This window comes from Nesterenkonia sandarakina, assembly GCF_014138825.1.
GTDB classification, from domain to species: Bacteria; Actinomycetota; Actinomycetes; order Actinomycetales; family Micrococcaceae; genus Nesterenkonia; species Nesterenkonia sandarakina.
Map to the genome: position 1 here is coordinate 2,940,153 of NZ_JACJIH010000001.1, position 19,366 is coordinate 2,959,518.

Annotated in this window: 22 protein-coding genes and 1 tRNA gene; 12 read left to right on the forward strand and 11 right to left on the reverse strand. The window is 67.9% G+C overall.

The features are described from left to right. Nucleotides 1-18: 18 nt before the first annotated feature. The 4 genes from HNR24_RS13455 to HNR24_RS13470 all read right to left on the reverse strand — a co-directional run bounded on the left by HNR24_RS13455 (nt 19) and on the right by HNR24_RS13470 (nt 7,511). Nucleotides 19-672, reverse strand: coding sequence for a DedA family protein (locus HNR24_RS13455; protein WP_058887429.1), 654 nt, complete (start codon nt 670-672; stop codon nt 19-21). Then, nucleotides 669-1,664 (reverse strand): pseudouridine synthase, encoded by a 996-nt coding sequence (locus tag HNR24_RS13460; RefSeq protein ID WP_083504558.1) that lies wholly within the window; start codon nt 1,662-1,664, stop codon nt 669-671. Before HNR24_RS13460 ends, HNR24_RS13455 begins: the two co-directional genes overlap by 4 nt. Before the next feature lie 53 nt (nt 1,665-1,717). Continuing rightward, nucleotides 1,718-2,395 carry a VOC family protein gene (locus tag HNR24_RS13465; protein ID WP_083504557.1) on the reverse strand — a complete coding sequence of 226 codons (678 nt, stop codon included), beginning with the start codon at nt 2,393-2,395 and terminating at the stop codon, nt 1,718-1,720. Between the two features lie 145 nt (nt 2,396-2,540). Beyond that, nucleotides 2,541-7,511: a DEAD/DEAH box helicase gene (locus tag HNR24_RS13470; RefSeq protein ID WP_182496008.1), complete on the reverse strand. Its 4,971-nt coding sequence runs from the start codon at nt 7,509-7,511 to the stop codon at nt 2,541-2,543. A gap of 127 nt (nt 7,512-7,638) precedes the next feature. Here HNR24_RS13470 and HNR24_RS13475 point away from each other — a divergent pair, with 127 nt between their 5' ends. Then, a complete protein-coding gene (locus HNR24_RS13475) occupies nt 7,639-8,295 on the forward strand; it encodes a dihydrofolate reductase family protein (protein WP_182496009.1) in 657 nt (218 codons plus the stop codon). Between the two features lie 36 nt (nt 8,296-8,331). On the opposite strand, the gene HNR24_RS13480 is transcribed toward HNR24_RS13475, so the two are convergent. Both HNR24_RS13480 and HNR24_RS13485 read right to left on the reverse strand, forming a co-directional pair. Continuing rightward, nucleotides 8,332-8,985 carry an NADPH-dependent F420 reductase gene (locus HNR24_RS13480; RefSeq protein WP_182496010.1) on the reverse strand — a complete coding sequence of 218 codons (654 nt, stop codon included), beginning with the start codon at nt 8,983-8,985 and terminating at the stop codon, nt 8,332-8,334. Then, nucleotides 8,978-9,436 carry a 23S rRNA (pseudouridine(1915)-N(3))-methyltransferase RlmH gene (locus HNR24_RS13485; protein WP_058887423.1) on the reverse strand — a complete coding sequence of 153 codons (459 nt, stop codon included), beginning with the start codon at nt 9,434-9,436 and terminating at the stop codon, nt 8,978-8,980. Before HNR24_RS13485 ends, HNR24_RS13480 begins: the two co-directional genes overlap by 8 nt. Before the next feature lie 36 nt (nt 9,437-9,472). Here HNR24_RS13485 and HNR24_RS13490 point away from each other — a divergent pair, with 36 nt between their 5' ends. Continuing rightward, nucleotides 9,473-9,946, forward strand: coding sequence for a GNAT family N-acetyltransferase (locus HNR24_RS13490; protein ID WP_058887422.1), 474 nt, complete (start codon nt 9,473-9,475; stop codon nt 9,944-9,946). A 63-nt stretch (nt 9,947-10,009) separates the two neighbouring features. On the opposite strand, the gene HNR24_RS13495 is transcribed toward HNR24_RS13490, so the two are convergent. Both HNR24_RS13495 and HNR24_RS13500 read right to left on the reverse strand, forming a co-directional pair. Beyond that, nucleotides 10,010-10,231 (reverse strand): hypothetical protein, encoded by a 222-nt coding sequence (locus HNR24_RS13495; protein ID WP_182496011.1) that lies wholly within the window; start codon nt 10,229-10,231, stop codon nt 10,010-10,012. A 53-nt stretch (nt 10,232-10,284) separates the two neighbouring features. Next, a complete protein-coding gene (locus HNR24_RS13500; protein WP_182496012.1) occupies nt 10,285-11,232 on the reverse strand; it encodes a thermonuclease family protein in 948 nt (315 codons plus the stop codon). Between the two features lie 172 nt (nt 11,233-11,404). On the opposite strand from HNR24_RS13500, the gene HNR24_RS13505 reads away from it, so the two are divergent. From HNR24_RS13505 to HNR24_RS14185, 3 genes are all read left to right on the forward strand, one after another. Beyond that, nucleotides 11,405-11,749 (forward strand): hypothetical protein, encoded by a 345-nt coding sequence (locus tag HNR24_RS13505; RefSeq protein ID WP_058887419.1) that lies wholly within the window; start codon nt 11,405-11,407, stop codon nt 11,747-11,749. After that, a complete protein-coding gene (locus tag HNR24_RS13510; RefSeq protein WP_182496013.1) occupies nt 11,749-12,393 on the forward strand; it encodes a DedA family protein in 645 nt (214 codons plus the stop codon). Before HNR24_RS13505 ends, HNR24_RS13510 begins: the two co-directional genes overlap by 1 nt. Nucleotides 12,394-12,504: 111 nt before the next feature. After that, nucleotides 12,505-12,636: a hypothetical protein gene (locus HNR24_RS14185; protein WP_259392461.1), complete on the forward strand. Its 132-nt coding sequence runs from the start codon at nt 12,505-12,507 to the stop codon at nt 12,634-12,636. Nucleotides 12,637-12,810: 174 nt separating this feature from the next. Here HNR24_RS14185 and HNR24_RS13515 read toward each other — a convergent pair. The 3 genes from HNR24_RS13515 to tadA all read right to left on the reverse strand — a co-directional run bounded on the left by HNR24_RS13515 (nt 12,811) and on the right by tadA (nt 14,014). After that, nucleotides 12,811-12,901, reverse strand: a tRNA-Ser gene (locus HNR24_RS13515). 116 nt (nt 12,902-13,017) lie between these two features. Continuing rightward, entirely contained in the window at nt 13,018-13,539 is a 522-nt protein-coding gene (locus tag HNR24_RS13520) for an adenine phosphoribosyltransferase (RefSeq protein ID WP_182496189.1), read from the reverse strand. A gap of 40 nt (nt 13,540-13,579) precedes the next feature. Then, entirely contained in the window at nt 13,580-14,014 is a 435-nt protein-coding gene (tadA, locus tag HNR24_RS13525; protein ID WP_310735464.1) for a tRNA adenosine(34) deaminase TadA, read from the reverse strand. Nucleotides 14,015-14,155: 141 nt separating this feature from the next. Here tadA and upp point away from each other — a divergent pair, with 141 nt between their 5' ends. From upp to HNR24_RS13560, 7 genes are all read left to right on the forward strand, one after another. Then, a complete protein-coding gene (gene upp / locus HNR24_RS13530; protein WP_036473377.1) occupies nt 14,156-14,791 on the forward strand; it encodes a uracil phosphoribosyltransferase in 636 nt (211 codons plus the stop codon). A gap of 177 nt (nt 14,792-14,968) precedes the next feature. Continuing rightward, a complete protein-coding gene (locus tag HNR24_RS13535; protein WP_058887417.1) occupies nt 14,969-15,760 on the forward strand; it encodes a winged helix-turn-helix domain-containing protein in 792 nt (263 codons plus the stop codon). A 7-nt stretch (nt 15,761-15,767) separates the two neighbouring features. Next, nucleotides 15,768-16,274 (forward strand): SixA phosphatase family protein, encoded by a 507-nt coding sequence (locus HNR24_RS13540; RefSeq protein ID WP_058887416.1) that lies wholly within the window; start codon nt 15,768-15,770, stop codon nt 16,272-16,274. Between the two features lie 110 nt (nt 16,275-16,384). Then, nucleotides 16,385-17,251: an AraC family transcriptional regulator gene (locus HNR24_RS13545; RefSeq protein WP_058887709.1), complete on the forward strand. Its 867-nt coding sequence runs from the start codon at nt 16,385-16,387 to the stop codon at nt 17,249-17,251. 187 nt (nt 17,252-17,438) lie between these two features. Next, the gene (locus HNR24_RS13550) at nt 17,439-18,098 is read left to right on the forward strand and encodes a hypothetical protein (RefSeq protein WP_157075313.1); all 660 of its coding nucleotides are present in this window, start codon (nt 17,439-17,441) and stop codon (nt 18,096-18,098) included. After that, nucleotides 18,095-18,394, forward strand: coding sequence for a transcriptional regulator (locus tag HNR24_RS13555; RefSeq protein WP_058887414.1), 300 nt, complete (start codon nt 18,095-18,097; stop codon nt 18,392-18,394). Before HNR24_RS13550 ends, HNR24_RS13555 begins: the two co-directional genes overlap by 4 nt. Then, nucleotides 18,391-19,326 (forward strand): ABC transporter ATP-binding protein, encoded by a 936-nt coding sequence (locus tag HNR24_RS13560; protein ID WP_058887413.1) that lies wholly within the window; start codon nt 18,391-18,393, stop codon nt 19,324-19,326. Before HNR24_RS13555 ends, HNR24_RS13560 begins: the two co-directional genes overlap by 4 nt. Nucleotides 19,327-19,366: the final 40 nt, after the last annotated feature.

Consider the following 19,366-nt stretch of genomic DNA (forward strand, 5'->3'; position numbering starts at 1 on the left):
CCCCGTCAAACGCGCTGGTCAGGTTCTCGCCGGCTCTCGTTCGGACCCCCGACGCGAACGCTGCCGGGTCATCAGCACCGTGATTCCCAACCCCACCAGGGTACCCACAACGATGGCCGCTGCCGTGCTGGCCCAAGGTGGGAGCCCGGTAGTTGTTCCCGTAATGTAACCTAAGCCGACCAGCCAGAGGCTCCAGGTGAGCGACCCGAGCAGGCACAGTGCCACGATGGAGCGACCGCCCAGCCGGACGATCCCCGCGGTGGCCATGGAGGCCGAACGGCCCCCCGGAATGCCGCGGATGAGCAGCAGGCCGACCCAGGTGGAGGCGCCGCCAGCGCGGAGCGAGATCCGCAGCATCTTTCGGTGCATCCGACGTCCCCATCTCCACCGGTAGAGCAACCGGATGAGCTTGTAGCGGAAGAGCAGATACACCCCGATGTCACCGGCGAGACAGCCCAGGAACGTGACAGAGAGCACCAGCAGCAGCGGAAAGATCTCCTCGGCGGCCATGGTGCCCGAGGCGATCACCATGACCTCGGAGGGGAACGGGGGCACGATCGCGGTGAAGGCCACCGCCACGGCCAGCACGAGGAAGTAGTAGAGTCCCCACTCCTGGTAGAGCGCCGGATCGCCGAGGTCGTTCATGCCGAAGGCGATCGCGGGGTTGGTCACTGCGGAGACTCCTGGAGGGTTCGAGACGAGATGAAGCGACGCGGCATCCCGCTCAGCGGATCGGTGAAGTCCAGCGTCCTGGCCAGCAGCTGGAGCGGCTTGTCGAACTCATCCGGGGCGTCATCGAGAAGGTCGGGGTAGAACCGGTCATTCAGAATACCCAGGCCCAGCAGTGCCATGTGGATGCGCAGCTGGTGAGTCTTCCCGGTATGCGGGTTGAGCCGAAAATGGCCGACGTCGTGCCCGGAGGGGCTGCGGCCCGTGGTGAGCAGCTCGATCTGCGAGGAGGAGTTCGCCCCTGGTATGGGGTCGGTGCGGCGCTTGCCCTGCCGGGCGGTGCGATCGTGCGGGCGCTTGCCTGAATGCTCCGGGGCGTAGGAGGCCAGCTGGGAGATCACCACCCCCTTGGTCTTCTCGATCTTATTGCGCACGGTGAGCGGGAACCGCGAAGCCATGGCGGCAGGGCTCAGCCCGGTCGGGATCGCGCTGACGCACTCATAGGACTTCTGCACCACACGGTTCTCAAAGAGCAGCTGATACGCGCCCCGCGTGGCGGGCTGTTTGGAGAACAGCACCACCCCGGCCGTCCCGCGGTCCAACCGGTGGATCGGCACCAGGTCGGGGAGGTTCAAGGTGTTGCGCAGCCGCACCAGCAGTGACTCCTGGACGTAGCGTCCAGCCGGTGTGGTGGGAAGGAAGTGCGGCTTGTCCACCACGACGAGGTGTTCGTCCTCGTGGATGAGCTCCTCGGTCACCGGAAGCGGAACCTCCTGGCTGACCGAGCGGTAGTACCAGAGGAACTCGAGGGCGCCCAGCGCGGTGGAGGTGCTCAGCGGCTGCCCGTGGACATCGACGACGTCGCCGTCGTCGAAGCGCCGGGTGATTCCTCCGTGGTCGATGTGCCCGAAGGTCTCCAGGACATAGTCATGCACGGTGGGCCACGGCCCGGTCAGCGGGACCCGCAGGCGCGTGGCGTTGACGCCGTTGCGCACGGGGAGAGGAGACTTCTGCGTCACTGGTCAGTGCTCGGAGCGGTGCCGGCGGCTCAGCCCCAGACCGGCGCTTCTGCGCTGGCGGTGGGCTCGGGCTGCGCCAGGGGCTGGTTGACCTGCCAGGACATGCCGAACCGGTCCTTGATCCAGGCGAAGTTCGTGGCGAAGTCGTAGTCGCCGGGCTCCATGAGGAACTCCCCACCGGAGGCGAGGCTGTCGACGATCTGGTGGAACTCAGCTGAGGAGTCCACGACCACGGCGACAGAGATCGAGGGGGTGAAGCTGAACTGGTGCTTCATCAGACTGTCCTGGATCATCAGGACCTGTCCACCGATCTTCAGCTGCGCGGTGGCGACCAGCGGGACCGGGACGCTGACGCTCTCTCGCTCCTCCGAGTCGTCCTGCTCGTGCTCCACGGTGATCAGGGTGGTCTCCGTGGAGGCATCGGCCTCGGAGGCACTCTCGCCGAGATCTGCGGATGCCTCGGGGGCTTCTGCGGCGTCGGGGCTGCTCGGTGCGTCCCCGGCGTCGGAGTCCTCGGGGACCTCAAGGTCTGCGGGATCTACGGATTCGGTCTCCTCAGAGGGCGCCGGGGCGGGGTCGTAGATCTCGGTGCCCTCAGGGTGGTGCACGATCTCCAGGAGTTCAGCGTCAGGGAAGACCTCGAGGTAGTGATCGATCGCTTCTTGAGCCTGACCCTGGAACATCAGAAACGGAATGCAAAGAGTCATGCCATCACCCTAACTGGAAATCCTGGGTCCCCGGTCTCTGCGTGCGGGGCGCCGCTCGCGGGGCAGTGCGGCGGAGTCGGGGTGCCTGGTCCTGGACGCTGATTCTGCCGTTCGCGGGGCTGACACGGGGCTGCTGCTGTGGTGGTCATGGGGCGAACCTGAGCCCGGAGGGTGAGGAGTTGAAGCCGGCGTCGCGCAGCAGCTGCCCCAGCGGGTGGGTGAGGATGCGGTCGCCGTTGACCCGTTCCACGGCGATCCGGCCGGTCTTCGCGGATCGCAGGGCAGGGACCAGGGCGCGAGAGATCAGGTCCATGGTGGACTCGTCCTCGGTGAAGAGCAGCAGCGTCCGGCCTCCGCGCTCCATATAGAGCACCAGCTGTCCGCGGTAGAGCACGACGACGGCGCCCGCCTTGCGTCCTGGCCGGTGCGTGGAATTCTCCAGCTCCGGCCAGTCCAGGGCCGCCCCGTAGGGATTGGCTGGGTCGGTGGCGGCGAGCACCACGGCGACATCCTGCTTCTTGGCTGCCCCCGTGGCCGCCGGGCCGGAGGTCCCCGCCCAGGAGGATCCGGCGCCCGATTCCGTGCTGGTCTGTTCGGCGGCGTCTTCGAGGCGCTCGGAGATCCAGCGCAGCTGGTCGATGGTCGCTGAGGATGTGAACTGGGCGGCGCCGAGCTGTTCGATGAAATAACCGCGGCGGATCTGCCCGGAATCCTCCGCGGCGGAGAGCACCTTGTACACCGCGGCGAAGCCACCCTTCGACGCTGCGCCGAGCCCGGACTGCTGTTCAGACATCACCGAACCTCGGGTGACCACGCCGTAGCGGTCCAGCAGGATCTCGGCGCGGGTGTGTGCGGCCACCGTGGGGTCCACCGACCCGGTGGGGACCAGCTGCCAGCGTCCGCCCGCACCGCCGCCGGTGGGCCCGGTGGCGGAGGATCCTGCGACTCGGGTGCGATGGGACTGAGCGGCGTGGCGCAGCGCCATCCTCCGGGAGATATGCCGCGGCCGCGCCGGGGTGGGCTGCTTCTTATGGGCGGTGGTCCCGGTGGACATGAACCTGCGCAGTGCGGCGAAGCTGTCCGGGGCGACCTGCCCGGCCCAGAACAGTTCCCAGAGCGCGTTCTTCGTGGTCTCCCGCGAGCCGCTGAGCTCGGAGTCCAGCTGATCGTGCAGCGCCTCGATGAACCAGGCACCGCCACGCCCCAACACCTCGAGGATGGCAGTCTGCAGCGCAGTGGGGGTGAAAGCATCCCCGGCGTTGTTGAGCCCAGCACCGTTCGAGCCTGCACCGTTCGAGCCTGCACCGCGCAGGCCGGCGCCGCCGGGCTGCGCCAACAGGGTCTCGGCATCCTCCCGGGGGTAGAACGCCAGCCAGCCGTCGTGTCCGCTGAGCGCGCCCTTGCCCACGGCGAGGAACTCCCCGGCGGAGAGCAGCTCATCGAGCATTCCGGGGCGGTAGTCCGGGACCCTGGCGGGCAGGATGTAGGACTCCCACGCGCTGGCCGGGGCGGCGGCCCCGGAGAGCTGCGCCAGGGAGTCCGCCACCGCGGAGACTCCCGAGGAGGAGGAGCCTCGGCCGCGGGCTGCGGTGATGCCCTGCCATTCCAGGAGGAACTGGGCGTAGGCAGGGGTCGGCACGGGCTCGACCTGGGCGCGCAGCGCGGCGAGGGAGCGGCGTCGTATCCGGCGCAGCATCTCGGCGTCGCAGTACTCCACCGTCTCGGTGCGAGCATCGCTGGGCAGCACCCGGTCCGGGCGGAACAGGCCCTCGACCACGCGGTGCTCCCGCACCAGCCGGGTCAGCGTGTCCACGACGACGGCGCGGCTGAGGCCCAGCTCAGCGCTTGCTTCTTCCACCAGGAAGGGGCCGTGGGTGCGGGCATAGCGCCCCACGAGATCCCCGAGCGGGTCATCCACCGGGTCCAGGAAGGCGTAGGGGATGCCCACCGGGATGGGTGTCCCGAGCCCATCGCGCAGCCGGGAGGCGTCCTCGATGGCGGCGTAGCGCTCTTCGGTCTGATCGGGGTCGGAGGCCGAGCCAGCAGCGCCCGGGGACGCGGTGCGCCACTTCACGCGGAAGGCGCGCTGGTTCGCGACCAGGGCCTCGGCATGGTTCCGGGCGGGCTCACCCTCCTCGAGCCGGGCGGTGAGCTGCTCGACGCTGAGCGGGCCGAGCAGGCGCAGCAGGTCCGCGACGCCCTCTTCCCCGCGCAGGTGCCGGGAGGGGATCAGCCGTTGGGCATAGGCCTCGGACTCGGCGATGATCGCGGCGTCGAGGAACTCGCGCAGCTCCACCCTGCCCAGCAGCTCGCCCAGCAGTGCGGGATCCACCGAGAGGGCCGCGGCCCGGCGTTCGGCCAGCGGGGAGTCCCCCTCGTAGAGGAACTGGGCGATGTAGCCGAAGAGGATGGACTGGGCGAAGGGGGAGGGCTTCGGGGTGGTGGTCTCCACGATCTTGAGCTTGCGCGCCGCGATGCTGCGCAGCAGCTCCAGCAGCGCCGGCATGTCATAGACGTCCTGGAGGACCTCGCGCATGGCCTCCATGATGACCGGGAAGTCCGGGTAGCCGGAGGCGACCTCCAGCAGCTGGGAGGACCGCTGCCGCTGCTGCCACAGCGGGGTGCGCTGACCCGGGTTCTGCTTGGGCAGCAGCAGGGCGCGGGCGGCGGCTTCTCGGAATCGCCCGGCGAACAGGGCCGAGGAGCTGACCTGGCCGGTGACCAGGTCCTCGAGCTCATCGGGATCGAAGATGAAGAGTTCCGCGCCGGGCGGGTCCTCATCCATCATCGGGACCCGCAGCACGATCCCGTCATCACTGGCCATCGCGGAGCCGTCCAAGCCGAAGCGATCATGCAGGCGCTCGCCGACCGCCAGCGCCCAGGGCGCGTGGACCTGGAGCCCGTAGGGGGAGAGCAGCACGATCCGCCAGTCGCCCAGCTCATCTTTGGTCTGCTCCACCACCAGGGTGGTGTCGCTGGGGAGCACCCCGGCGGCGTCGTGCTGTTCGGTGAAGTAGCGCAGCAGGTTCTCCTGCGCCCAGGTGTCCATGCCCAGGGCGGTGAGCCGCTCCGCAGTGGGCTCGGACGCCCCGGAATGGACCTCACGGGTGAACCGGCCCAGTGCGCGGCCGAGCTCGGCGGGGCGGCCGAAGCCGTCACCGCGCCAGAAGGGCAGCGACGCGGGCTGCCCGAAGGCTGGGGAGACCAGCACCCGATCGAAGGTGATCTCCTCGATCCGCCAGCTGGTGGCGCCCAGGGCGAAGACATCCCCGATCCGGGATTCGTAGACCATCTCTTCGTCGAGCTCCCCGACCCGGCGTCCGCCGGAGCGCGCCGAGCCGGAGTCCTCCCCGCCGGCGAGGTAGACCCCGAAGAGCCCGCGGTCGGGAATGGTGCCGCCCGAGGTGACCGCGATCCGCTGCGCCCCGGGGCGCCCGCTGATGGTGCCGGCGTCGCGGTCCCAGATCACCCGGGGGCGCAGCTCGGCGAACCGGTCTGAGGGGTACTTCCCGGCGAGCAGGTCCAGGGTGGCCTCATAGGCCGAGCGCGGCAGGGTGGCGAAGGGGGCGCTGCGGCGCAGCGTCTCGAACCAGGCCTCCACGTCCAGGGCGTCCATGGCGGAGGCGGCCACGGTCTGCTGGGCCAGGATGTCCAGCGGGTTGCGTGGGATGTGCAGCGCCTCGATCTGCCCGGCGAGCATCCGTTCCACGACGACGGCGGTGCTCACCAGGTCACCGCGGTGCTTGGGGAAGAACCATCCCACCGAGACCTCGCCGACCTGGTGACCGGCGCGGCCGATGCGCTGGAGTCCGGCAGAGACCGCGAAGGGAGCTTCCACCTGGATGACCAGGTCCACGGCGCCCATGTCGATCCCCAGCTCCAGGGATGAGGTGGCGACCACGCAGCGCAGACGTCCGGATTTCAGCGCCTCCTCGGTGAGCTTGCGCTGTTCCTTCGAGACCGAGCCGTGGTGGGAACGGGCCAAGGGGTCTGGCTCGGCGGACTGCGCGTCCTCTCCAGGGCCTGGCGCCTCGGCCTGGGTGGCTTCGGCGGCCGGAGGCTGGCGCTCGGTCCAGATCTCGTTGATCCGCCCGGTCAGCTTCTCCGCAAGACGACGAGAGTTCACGAAGACGATCGTGGAGCGATTCTCGGTGACCAGGTCCACGATCCGGTGTTCCACGTGCGGCCAGATGCTGGGCTGCAGCGGCTGGTCGCTGAGCAGCGCATCATCCGTTGCGAGATCGGCGAGCACATCGGAGAGCACCTTCGGCTGCCCGTCATCCGCGGAGTCCTCCGCGCCTGAGGCAGCCTTCGAGGCAGCGTCCGGGCCAGCCGCGGCAGGCTCTGGGCGGGTCGCGCTCTGGGGAGGGGCGGTGCTGGGGGAGGCAAGGTCCTCCACGGGGACGGAGACCGTGATGTCCCAGGTCTTCTCCGACTTCGGCGCCACGATCTCCACCGGCGCCGAGCCGCCCAGGAAGCGCGCCACCTCCTCGCGGGGCTCCACCGTGGCGGAGAGCCCGATCCGCTGGGCCGGGGTCTCCAGCAGGTTGTTCAGCCGCTCCAGGGAGACCGCCAGGTGCGCCCCGCGCTTGGTGCCGGCCAGGGCGTGGACCTCATCGAGGATCACGGTCTTGATCCCGGCCAGGGTGCTGCGCGCCTGGGAGGTGAGCATCAGGTAGAGCGATTCAGGAGTGGTGATCAGGATCTGTGGCGGCTTGCGGACAAGGTCCCGGCGCTCCTTGGGGGTGGAGTCCCCGGTGCGCACCCCCACGGTGATCTCTGCCGGCTCCGCCGCCGCACCCTCCGCGGCGAGCCGGCGGGCGGTGTGCGCGATCCCGACCAGCGGGCTGCGCAGGTTGCGTTCGATGTCCACGCCGAGCGCCTTCAGCGGGGAGATGTAGAGCACCGAGGTGCCCTCGGTGGGTTCGGCGAAGAGCCGATCGATGGACCAGAGGAAGGCTGAAAGCGTCTTGCCTGAACCGGTCGGGGCGACCACCAGCGCGTTCTTCCCCCGCGCCACGGCCTCCCACGCTCCGGCCTGAGCCGCCGTGGGCTGGCCGAAGGAGGCCTGGAACCAGCGCCGGGTCGGCTCGGTGAAGGGTCCCAGGGCGGTCATGTTCTCACTCTAAAGGGCGGCACGGACATGGTCTGACGCATCCCGGTGGCCGCGGGAGCATAGCGGTCCCTCAGACCCGGGAGTAGCGTGGGGGCGATCACACCTATGAGCACCTTGGGGAGACGCCATGTCCCTGGTCCGCGTGCACAACTTCTCGGTCTCCCTCGACGGCTTCGGCACCGGGGCCGGACAGACCTTCGAGGCTCCCTTCGGTCACGCCGACCAGCGGCTCATGGAATGGGCGTTCAAGACGCGCACCTTCCGCAAGATGGGCCTTCCCGGGAAGACCGCGGGGTCACGAGGCGTGGATGAGGCGTTCGCCAGCCGATGGGCTGCCGGGGTCGGTGCCGAGATCATGGGGCGCAATAAGTTCGGCCCACAGCGTGGTCCCTGGGCCGACAACGAATGGGAAGGGTGGTGGGGCGCCGAACCGCCCTTCCACACCCCCGTGCTGGTGCTGACCCATCACCCGCGGCCGATGCTGGAGATGGCAGGCGGGACGACCTTCCACTTCCTGGACGCCGATCCGGTCTCCGCCCTGTCCCGGGCGCGGGAGCTCGCCGGGAATCGGGACGTGCGGATCGGCGGTGGGGTGACCACGCTCCGGCAGTTCCTGGCGGCAGACCTGATCGACCTCATGCATCTTGTCCTGGTGCCGATCCTGCTGGGACGGGGTGAGCGGCTCTGGGACGGGCTCGAGGGCCTCGAGGAGCGCTTCGACATCGAGGCGACCCCGTCACCGAGTGGCGTCGTGCATCTGATCTTCGTTCGCCGCCCGGAATGAGCCGGTGCGCCCGGACCGGGCAAGCCGTTTACCCGGTCAGCGGGCGAAGCGCAGGATGTCCTCGCGGCGCAGCGGACGGTTGAACAGCGGACCATCGGGCTCCATGATCCGTCCCGCGGCGAGGCCGCCCACAGAGACCGGGTCGAACCCCATGCGGACCAGAAGCCCCATGACCAGGCCGCGGGCGTCGTCGTCGCCAGCCACAGCCAGCGCCCGGCGCTGGGTGAGCTCGGCGCCGGGCTGGGCGGCGTCGTCGAACTCGGTGTGGGCGATGTGGTTCAGCGCCTTGACCACCCGGGCGGCGCCGAACCGGCCCGCCAGCGCCATGGAGGTGGGCAGCTGTTCATCCACTGCGGCCTGCAGCCAGCCCGGAAGCAGCTCGTCCTGCCAGGTGTTGGTCGCGTCGATCAGCACGGTGCCGGTTACCCAGTCCGGGTCGACCTCGTCGAGCTCCTCCTGCGGGACCGCGAGAATCACCAGCCCGCTGCTGGTCCGGGCGCGGACGGCGATGTCTGCACCGAGGACCGGCTCGGCGCCGGGGGCGTAGATCTTCAGGTGATGCTGCAGCGCGCGGGGCGGTCGTGTGGAGGCGATGTCCACGGCGATCCCGGCGCGCAGCAGGGCCCGGGCGAAGGCGGTCCCGGCGCGTCCGGCTCCGAGGATCCCGACCACCGCTTCGGGCTCAGACATGGTGGTAGGACCGTCCGCCGGAGATCTCCTGGGCGCGGTAGACCTGCTCGGCGAGCAGCATCCGCACCAGCTGGTGTGGGAACACGAGTCTGGAGAGTGACCAGACGAAGTCAGCGCGGTGGTTCAGCTCATCGGTGACCCCGTAGGCCCCGCCGATGATCACCACCACGTGCTGCCCGGCGTCGAAGCTGCCCTGGAGATGCTCGGCCAGGCTGGTGGAGCTGATGTTCTTGCCGCGCTCATCGAGCAGGATGACGTGGTCCTTCGGCTTCAGGGTGGCGAGGATCCGCTCGGACTCCTCCTGCCGCGCGGCATCGTGTTCCCGGGAGGAATGCGGGAGCAGCTTCCAGTCAAGGTCATAGGGCTTGCGCAGTCGCTTGGTGTAGCGCTCGATCCCCTCCAGAGCCCATTTCTCATGCTTCTTCCCGATGGCCAGGGCAGTGATGCTCATGCGCCCGAGACTACCGGCAACCCTAGGATGGGGCCCATGCCTGTTCAGTTTCACGCCGCCCCGGTGGCGCAGATGGATCCCGTCACGCTCTACCGGATCCTGCAGCTGCGCATCGAGGTGTTCGTGGTCGAGCAGCAATGCGCCTACCCGGAGCTCGACGGCCGGGATCTGGAGCCCGGCGCGGTGATGCTCTGGGCGGAAGGCGGCACCCCTGATGAGCAGGCCACCGACGACGACGCCGCGCCCACCGCCACACTGCGGGTGCTCCTGGAGCCGGAGGGTTTCCGGATTGGACGCGTGGTGGCGAGTCCTGCGGCGCGGGGGACCGGGGTAGCGGGGGACCTGATGCGCCGGGCACTGGAGTTCTGCGCCTTGCAGTCAGCCTCCTCTGCGGTGGTGCTCGATGCTCAGGAGCCGCTGCAGGGCTGGTATGAGTCCTTGGGCTTCACCCGGTGCGGGGAGGCGTTCTTAGAAGACGAGATCCCGCACGTGCCGATGCGCCGGGGCTGAGGTTCGGCCTGAGGTTCGGCAGGGGGTTCTGGCCGGGGCTCATTCTGGGCCTGAGGCTGCGGCTCAGAAGCGTCGGCGCACCCGTCCCGCGACGGAGGCGACGAGGAAGATCGCCACCCAGGACACCAGGTACCAGCCTGGGGTCAGCTGGAGCTCCGTGGGGGCCAGATACATCCACGCGATGAGCGGGATGCCCATGATCGCCACCGCGCTCTGCCAACGGGTCCAGAATCTGCCACCGGTGGCCCACTCGAGCACAGCTGGGTCAGCGGTGAACTCTTCCACGCGCTGATTTTCGCCGGATGTGCGCCGTTGTGCCATGTCAGCACGATAGTGCCTCAGTCATTGCCCTCGCATCCGACGCCGTCCCCATCGCGGTCCAGGCCATGGACGTCGGTGCCGATGACCCTGACCGAGACGTCGAGATCGCCGCAGTTGATGTCCGGCGGGAAGGCCGGGATGCAGGGGGTGTAGTTGGGATCGCAGTTCGCGCCCTGTTGCCCCGGTGCCGGGGCCGGCGCGGGAGCTGGCGCCGGCTCTGGCGCGCAGGTCTGCAGCGGGGCGCCGTCGTCGGCGGAGATGTAGTCCGGCTCCCGGGTGTGGAAGCCGTAGCCGTCCCGGGAGTCATAGCGTGCCTTGGCGAGACCCTCTTCGATCAGCGTGATGCCGGCGTCAGTGCCGTCGACGTCGACATAGCGCAGGATCCGGTCATAGCGGTCGGTGTCCTCGCGATCGCGGGTCAGCGTGACGGTCTTGCCCAGCACCAGTTCACCCATCCGAGCGGAGGCGGTGTCGAAGTGGCATTCCCCGCGTTCCGGGGTGTCGATCCCACTGATCCGCACGGTGTCCCCGGAGTCCAGCTCCACGGTGTCTCCGTCGATGATGCGCACCACGACCGCCGTGTGCTCGTTCGGGTTCGCGGTCGGGGTTCGGCTGGGGGAGGGAGCGGGGGTGGGGCTCGGTGTGGGAGACGGCGTCGGCGTCGCTGTGCGGGTCGGAGATGCCGGGGGCGTCTCCGATTCGGTCGGTTCCTCCGAGGGCTCCTCAGATTCCTGTGGTTCCTCAGACGCCTCGGGCTCTTCAGACTCCTCGAGGACGAGCTCCTGCTCATCGGTCTCCGCGGCGCGCTCCTCTGCGCCCTCGGGGCTGAGCATGACCGCGACGATGGCCACGATCAGGGCCAGCACGAACAGTGCGATCAGACCGCCGCAGCCAAGGGTCGCGACACGCAGGACCACGGGCCAGCGCTTGAACCTCTGCCAGGCCGACCGCTTCTGAGCGCCCACGTCCTGAGAGCCTTCAGGCAGGGGGCATCGCCCCGGGGCGTGCTGAGACATCAGGGGAACCTCATCAAGTTCGAGTGACCGACTCGCGCGGGGTGCAGGAGTCTGTGCTCACAGTAGCCTGACCTGGACGCCCGCCCTCGTCGCTCCGAGGGGGTGAGGCTAGTGTTCTGCCATGGAGTTTGAGATTCCCGAGAACTGCGGCAACTCGCCGCGGATGCTGATCGTCGCAGAGCTGGCCCGAGCCTGGGGCGAGGAGGATCGGTCGCACCTGGACGACTGGTCGGAGCCGGACGCGTCCTGGACCGTGCATCCCGGGGAAGTGGCACGGGGCTTCACGAAGCTGTGGCTGGAGAACGTCGTGACCCACGGCCGCGTCGGCTCCTGCGACGGCGTCGCGGTGCGGCCCGACGGATCCAGGGTCCACTTCGCGCACTTCTTCGGATTCACTTCGACGGCGAAGACCGCGAAGGTCCGCAGGGTCACCTCGTATGTGGTGCCTGCCGGGGCAGCTCTCTGATGGCCGCCCAGCCCAGCGGTGAATATCAGGGGTTCATCGGATGGGTGCTCAGCCTCATGGATCGCTTCGGTGAGCCCGGAGTTGGTCTGGCGATCTTCCTGGAGAACTTCATCCCGCCGATCCCCTCCGAGGCGATTCTGCCTGGCGCAGGTTTCCTGGCCTATGCCGGCCTGATGAGCCCGTGGGGTGCCTGGCTCTGGGCGAACCTCGGCTCGCTGGTCGGCGCCGTGCTCTGGTATGTGGTGGGTGCCGCGCTGGGCGCTGACCGGACCCGGGGCATCATGGGGCGGGCGCCGCTGCTGAAGGTGCAGGATTTCGACAAGGCGGAGCGCTGGTTCCATCGCTGGGGCCCCTGGGCGGTGCTCCTGGGGCGATGTGTGCCGATCGTCCGGTCCTTCATCTCGATCCCTGCGGGCATCACCCGGATGCGGGTGACCACCTTCCTGTTCTTCACTCTGATCGGTTCAGCGATCTGGAACGGCATCTGGATCGGCCTGGGATTCGGTCTGGGGCCGAGCATCGCACCGATCCTCGAGGAATGGAGCGGGGTGCTCTCGAACATCGTGGTCGCGCTCGCGGTCCTCGCGGTGCTGGTCTTCGTGGTGCAGCGGCTGCGGACGGTGCGGCGCCGGGATTCGGTCTGATAGCTGGGAGGACCGGGTGGACTGCAGTGCACACCCTCACCCTGGGGGCGGAGGTGAGGTTCCTCCTACGAGTTGATGTGGGAAACTCGCCAGCTCCATAGCGTGGGAGATATGGAGAATCTTCTGAACGGGTTGGATGCCGCATCCAAGATATCGACTGTGACCTTCGGAGTCTTTGTCCTCGCGGCGACGGCGCTCGCGGCGGTGAGCAGCTATCGCCGCCACCGGAGGCAGGTCGGGTGACCCTCAACCCGCAGCGTGTTACACCCCAAACGCCGTCCAATGCCAAGCGCCGTCCACCCCTCCGACGCTGGCCGGCCCACGGTCGCCGCAGCCGCCCTTGGGCACAGTGGACCATCGCCGGGGATACAGAAAACCCCGCTGACTGCATGGCTGCAGATCAACGGGGTTCTCACATGGCGGTGACGGTGGGATTTGAACCCACGGTGCGGGGTAACCGCACACAGCATTTCGAGTGCTGCACCTTCGGCCGCTCGGACACGTCACCAGGCCCGTTGAGTATACGCAAACATCTCGCGCTCACCCAAAAGTGCCCGCCGCGCGAGGGCTGCGGCAGGTGAACTCGGCCTTGGCGGGCCGCGCCGGGGCCTCGGTTCCGGACCCTCAGCTCTGGAACAGCGCGTGGACCTCGCCGCAGAGCTTGCGTCCGCCGAGTGCCTGGATCTCCAGGACGACGGCGGCGCCAGCCACCTCGCAGTCCAGCTGGCCGATCAGCTCGCGGGTCGCGGCCAGGGTGCCGCCGGTGGCCAGCACGTCATCGATGATGAGCACCCGGTGCTCAGGCTGGAGCACATCGGGGGCCTCGATCACCGCGGTGCCGTACTCCAAGGTGTACTCCACCCGACCGGCAGGTGCGGGCAGCTTCCCCGCCTTACGGATCGGCATGAATCCGGTGCCGGTGAGCGCGGCGATCATCCCTGCCAGGGTGAACCCGCGCGCCTCGATCCCGGCGACCATGTCGAAGCTCCCGGTGAAGGGCGCGAGCAGCCCCTCCGCGATGGTGCGCAGCGCTGCCGGATCCGCCAACACGGGGGAGATGTCCTGGAAGAGGACCCCGGGTTCAGGGAAGTCAGGGGTCACGGCGAAGAGCGACTCCGCGTGCGCCAACCGCGCGGGGGAGGGCATGGACAGCTGAGGCGAGGAGGGTGTGGACACGGCCCCAAGCCTATCCGCGGAACGCTTCGAAGAACGCCCGCAGCTGGGCGGCGCACTCCTCCGCGCGAACCCCTGGGTGAACCTCCACCCAGTGATTGAGCCGGGGTTCACGCAGGATGTCGAACACCGATCCGGCCGCCCCGGCCTTCTCGTCCCAGGCGCCGAAGATCACATGTCCGATCCGTGACTGATAGATCGCCCCCGCGCACATCGGACACGGCTCCAGAGTCACCGCCAACACGCACCCGTCCAGCCGCCAGGTCCCCAGGGACGACGCGGCGGCCCGCAGCGCGGCGATCTCCGCATGGCCGGCCGGATCCGCATCGCGCTCCCGAGTGTTGAATCCCTCGCCGAGCACCGTCCCCTGAGCTGAGAAGACGACGGCGCCCACCGGCACGTCCTCGCCGTCGCCGGCTTCGGCGGCCAGCTCCAGGCAGCGCCCGATGGCCACCTCCTGATCGGCTCGCGCGCGTGGTGACCACGATGGGCTGAGCTCAGAGTTCCCCGTCACCGCCCCAGCATATTCTGCGCCGCGATCGGGGGCCTTCTGGGGCCTGGTCGAAGGCGTGCTGGTAGTTTTGAGACCATGCGCGTACAGGTTGTGGAACACCCACTGATCTCCCATAAACTCACCCAGCTGCGACGGGTGGAGACCGCCTCGAACCAGTTCCGGGAACTCACCCGCGAGCTGGTGATGCTGCTCTCCTACGAGGCCAGCGGCTCCATCGCCACCGAGCCGGTGGAGATCCAGACCCCTGTGGCCACCATGACCGGCACCCAGCTGGCGGACCCCAAACCGCTCGTGGTGCCGATCCTGCGTGCCGGACTCGGCATGCTGGATGGGATGACCGCGATGGTCCCCACCGCCGAGGTCGGATTCCTCGGAATGGCCCGCAACGAAGAGACCCTGGACATCATCACCTACGCCGAGCGGCTCCCGGATGACCTCACCGGGCGCCACGTCTTCGTGCTGGACCCGATGTTGGCCACCGGCGGCACCCTCGCGGAGGCGATCCGCTTCCTGAAGAAGGCCAACGCCGCGAAGATCACCTGCATCTGCCTGCTGGCAGCACCTGAAGGCATCGAGCGGCTGCGCGAGAAGGTGGGGGACATCGAGGTCGAGCTCTACCTCGCCGCCATCGACGAGAAGCTCAACGAGAAGTCCTACATCGTCCCCGGCCTGGGTGACGCCGGTGATCGTCTGTACGGGCTCGCTCAGTAACACTTCCTGCCCGCAGTCAAGGGCCCAGTTGGCCCCTATTGGGTGGTCCCGGTCACAAATAGGTCTCGCGATCTCATTATGTGGAAGATCCCCCCTTTTGTTACTTGCGGATTCCAAATGTGACGGACACGCTGTAATGGAAACCACCGTCCACCTGCAGCGGGGGAGTTGCCCACCATGTCCGCACACCTGAGTCAGCCCCAGAACCCTGGCTACGTCCATGTCTCGGTGCGCAACGCCGCTCGCCGCGCCGAGATGGCCCGACGAATCCGCGCAGCGAACGCCACCCATGAGTCCGGGGACGCGCACCCGCGCACCGCACCGGTGCCGGTGGTGGCGCAGAACGGCGGAGGACCGCAGATGGTCCAGCCCGACATCGTCACCCGCGGCTTCGTCGTCTACGTCGGCCTGGATGAAGACGCCGCCAGTGCGGCAGGAACCTCGCTGCACAAGATCGCCACCGAGCTGCGCGACTACGTGGAGCACATCGCGGCCGAGTCCCAGGTGCACATCGCCATGGCGATGGCCTCCGCTGCCCACGAGGGCAGCAACCTGGAGGTCGTCCGGCAGGCACTCGGAGACCCCACCGTGACCCACCGCGGAGTCGAGGTCCCGATCAACACCCCGCCGGCCCCCTCAAGCTCGGGAGTCCTGATCGACCTGTCCCGCCGCGAGGTGCGCCTGGACGGGGAGGGCCTGAACCTGACCTTCAAGGAGTTCGAGCTGCTGAACTACCTGGTGGACAACGGGTCCCGCACCGTGGGGCGCGAGGAGCTGCTGACCACGCTGTGGCGCAACGTGGACCCGGACCAGATGCCCAACGAACGCACCATCGACGTGCACATCCGCCGGCTGCGCTCCAAGCTGGGGCGCCTGGCCAACACCGTGCGCACCGTGCGGGGCCAGGGATACCGCTTCTATGAGCACCCCGAGGTCACCGTCTGGGCGGCCCCGGAATACTCGATCTGAGTCCGCCGTGCCTGAACTGCTGATCCTGCGCCACGGCGAGGCCGGCCATTCCTTCTCCGGGGAGGATCACAGCCGCACCCTCACCGGCCACGGGCAGGACCAGGCTCGCGCCGTCGGACGCTGGCTGGTCGGCTCGGGCAATCTGCCGGACAACACGGTCTGCTCGGACGCGATGCGCACCCGGCAGACCTGCATCTGGGTCAACCACGAGCTGGGGGAGAAGGCTCCGACGCCGTACCTGGACTCCCGGCTCTACCTGGCCGCCCCGCGGACCATGCTCTCGATCATCAATGAGGTTCCGGAGACGGTGCGCACGCTGCTGGTGGTCGCCCATATGCCCGGGGTCCAGGAGCTCAGCATGGACCTGGCCTCCGCGCAGTCCCAGGAGGACCCCGTGATCCAGATGGCGGGGTCCTGGCCGCCTGCCGGAATTGCCCGGTTCCAGGTGCACAAGCCCTGGGCAGAGCTGGACGGCCGCGACGCCGAGCTCACGGACTTCTTCACCGCCGGCTGAGTCTGGATCGATTGGGACGCATGGCCCGGACCCACCCCGATGGAATCGGGCATAGATAGTAGGGCGCCCCTTCCCTGCGGCCCGGAAGCATGGAGGTCGAAGGGAGTGCCATGATCGCCGAATTGAACGCACTGGTGGAGTCGGTTGAGCAGCGTCTGGCCGAGGACATCGACGTGGCCGCGCTTGCCGTTGACCTTGGCACCACGGAGTATCACCTCCGGCGGATGTTCTCATCATTGGCCGGGATGCCACTCTCCGAGTACATCCGGCGACGCCGCATGACCCTTGCCGCCGCAGATGTTCTCGGCGAGGAGGACCTGCTGGGCATCGCGGTGCGCTACGGCTACGGGTCGACCGAGGCGTTCGGGCGAGCATTTCGATCGGTTCACGGTGTCGGCCACGGTGAGGTGCGCCTTCACGGCGGCTTCCTTCGCACACAACCGCAGATCAGGTTCCGCCTGACCGTAGAAGGGAACAGCACTATGGACGCCCGCATCTCTGAACGACCAGCCTTCATGCTCATCGGCCACGCTGCCCGCGTGCCTCTCATCCACGAGGGCGCCAATTCTCATATCCAGCAGTACATCGCCTCACTGCCTGTGACGGAGCATTCCCGGCTCAAGGAACTGAGCAACACGGAGCCCCCGGGTCTGCTCCAGGTCAGCGACGATGTCGACCCGGACTACACGGAAGGTGCCGAACTCACCTACCTCCACGGCGTCGCCGTGACAGAGGGAACCCCAGTTCCTGAGGACCTCGACACGATCGAGGTTCCGGCCGGCACGTGGGTGGTGTTCCGAACTGAGGGTGAGCACCCTGCCGCATTGCAGTCGGCCTGGGCGGCGAGCGCAACAGAATGGTTCCCCTCGAACCCGTGGCGGCTCCGGCCGGGACCTTCAATGGTAGCGGTGCTGGAGCGCGCAGATGACTTCAGCATGGCCACCTGCGACCTGTGGCTCCCTGTGGAACGCGCCTGATCCGGTGAGCCCGCCGGCAGATCGATGCCGGCGGGCTCACTGTCGCGGTCGGTGCGCGACTCTCTGCAGGAGCGAATCGGGTGCTGGCCGGGATTCTTCGAAACTGGTTCCCGAACCGGCAGCCTTCTGATAGATTCTCAAAGTACTTTGTACTGCAAACTAGATGAGATTGCTGTGAGGAGCTGTCGTGCCTGAATCCCCGGAACCACGTGCAGAAGGAGCGCATGTCGACGCGAAGGGCGCCGCTGAGAGTCTGATGATCCTTGATCACGGCGCCTCTCTGGCCCGCGATCGGCTCCAGCCGGATGACCGTCAGATACTCGTAGCCTGGGGGCTGAGCTGGCTCATCGGATTTCTCACGCTCTGGCTCACAGCGGACGAGGATGGGGGCAGCACAGTCTGGGGATTCGTGGTGTTCAGCGTGCTGCTCTTCGCGGCGGCTGTCTTCACTGCCGTCCATCTTGGACGCCGCACGGCGGGCATCAGAGGACCCAGCGCAGTAAGCGGCGCCATCTACGGCGGCACCTGGATCATCAGTTTTCTCGCGGTGTTCGTGATCAACATCCGACTCTCCTTCACAGACCTCGACTCCTCTGTGACAGCACCGGTGTCGTTCGGGCTTCCCGTATTCGTGGTGGGCATCCTGTACATGGCGGGGGCGGCGATCTATCGATCGATACCCCAGTTCGTGCTGGGGGCCTGGATCGTCGTTGCCCTGCTCCTGTCCCTCTTCGCCGAGATGCCGACCTCATACGCCGTGATGGGCCTCGCCGGGGGCGGCGCCATGCTGGTCACCGCCCTGGTAGTACACCTGCTTCGCGGCCGCGCGTCACTGGGCGCGTCATGACCGCGCTGGACCCGATCATCCACGCGCCGGCGCGACTCCAGATCGCGGCGACGCTCGCGCATCTCCCGCCCGGAGACTCATTGACGTTCACCCGGTTGCAGAAGGAGCTCTCGATGACCGCCGGCAATCTCTCGACCCACGTCCAGAAGCTGGAGAACGCCGGATATGTCGAAGTCACCAAGACCTACGAGCGGCGAACCCCGGTCACCTATCTCTCGCTGAGTCCCACCGGTCGAATCGCACTGGAGACATACACCCGACGAATGCGCGAGATCCTGGAGAAAGGCTCCTCATGACCCACCGGCTCAACCCAGTGGCATCGCTGCAACATGTCACCCGGACTTTCGCAGAAGTGACGGCGCTGAAGGACATCTCTTTGGATCTGATGTCAGGCGAGCTGATCGGGATGCTGGGACCCAACGGGGCAGGCAAGTCGACGCTTCTCCAGCTCATCTCCGGGCTTCGCCGGCCGACGTCGGGGAAAGTGGAGCTCTTCGGGCAGGACCCCCGCCTCCCCGGAGCGCGGCTGCAGTTGGGCACCACCCCTCAGGAGACCGGTCTGCCTGCGACCCTCAAGGTCCGAGAGGTGGTCGACTTCGTGGCAGGCCACTATCCGGATCCGATGACCCGCGATGAGGTCCTTTCCCGTTTCGGGATCTCCGCGCTGCAGCACCGCCAAGTCGGTGGTCTGTCAGGGGGACAGAAGCGCCGTCTGGCAGTCGCTCTCTCGCTGGTCGGGCGGCCCCGGCTGGTCCTGCTCGATGAACCCACCACCGGGCTTGATATCGATGCGCGTCATATCCTCTGGGATGCTGTCCGGGAGTACCACGCCAGCGGAGCCTGCGTCGTGGTCACCAGCCACTATCTCGAGGAGATCCAGGCCCTCGCCGAACGGGTCGTCGTCATCGATTCCGGCCGTGTCCTGGCGGATGAGGGTCTCAGCACCGTCCTGCAGAAAGTCGATGTCCGCCAGGTGAGACTGCGTCTCGATCCCGCAGACCAGGGTGTCTCCGCCTCCTTGGAATGCCTCGACGGCGTCCTCAGCGTCGAACCGGGGGAGGTCCATACTCTGGTCACCCGAGACGCCGATGCGACAGTCCGGGCCTTGGTCCGCGCCGGTGTGAGGTTCTCGGGCATCGAGGTTCACGGCGCCTCCTTGGAGGAGGCATTCCTCACCCTGACCCGCCACACGCCTGTCCCAAACCTGACCATGGGGGATGACCGATGACATACGAAGTATCCGATCACGCCGCTGCGTCAATTCGAGC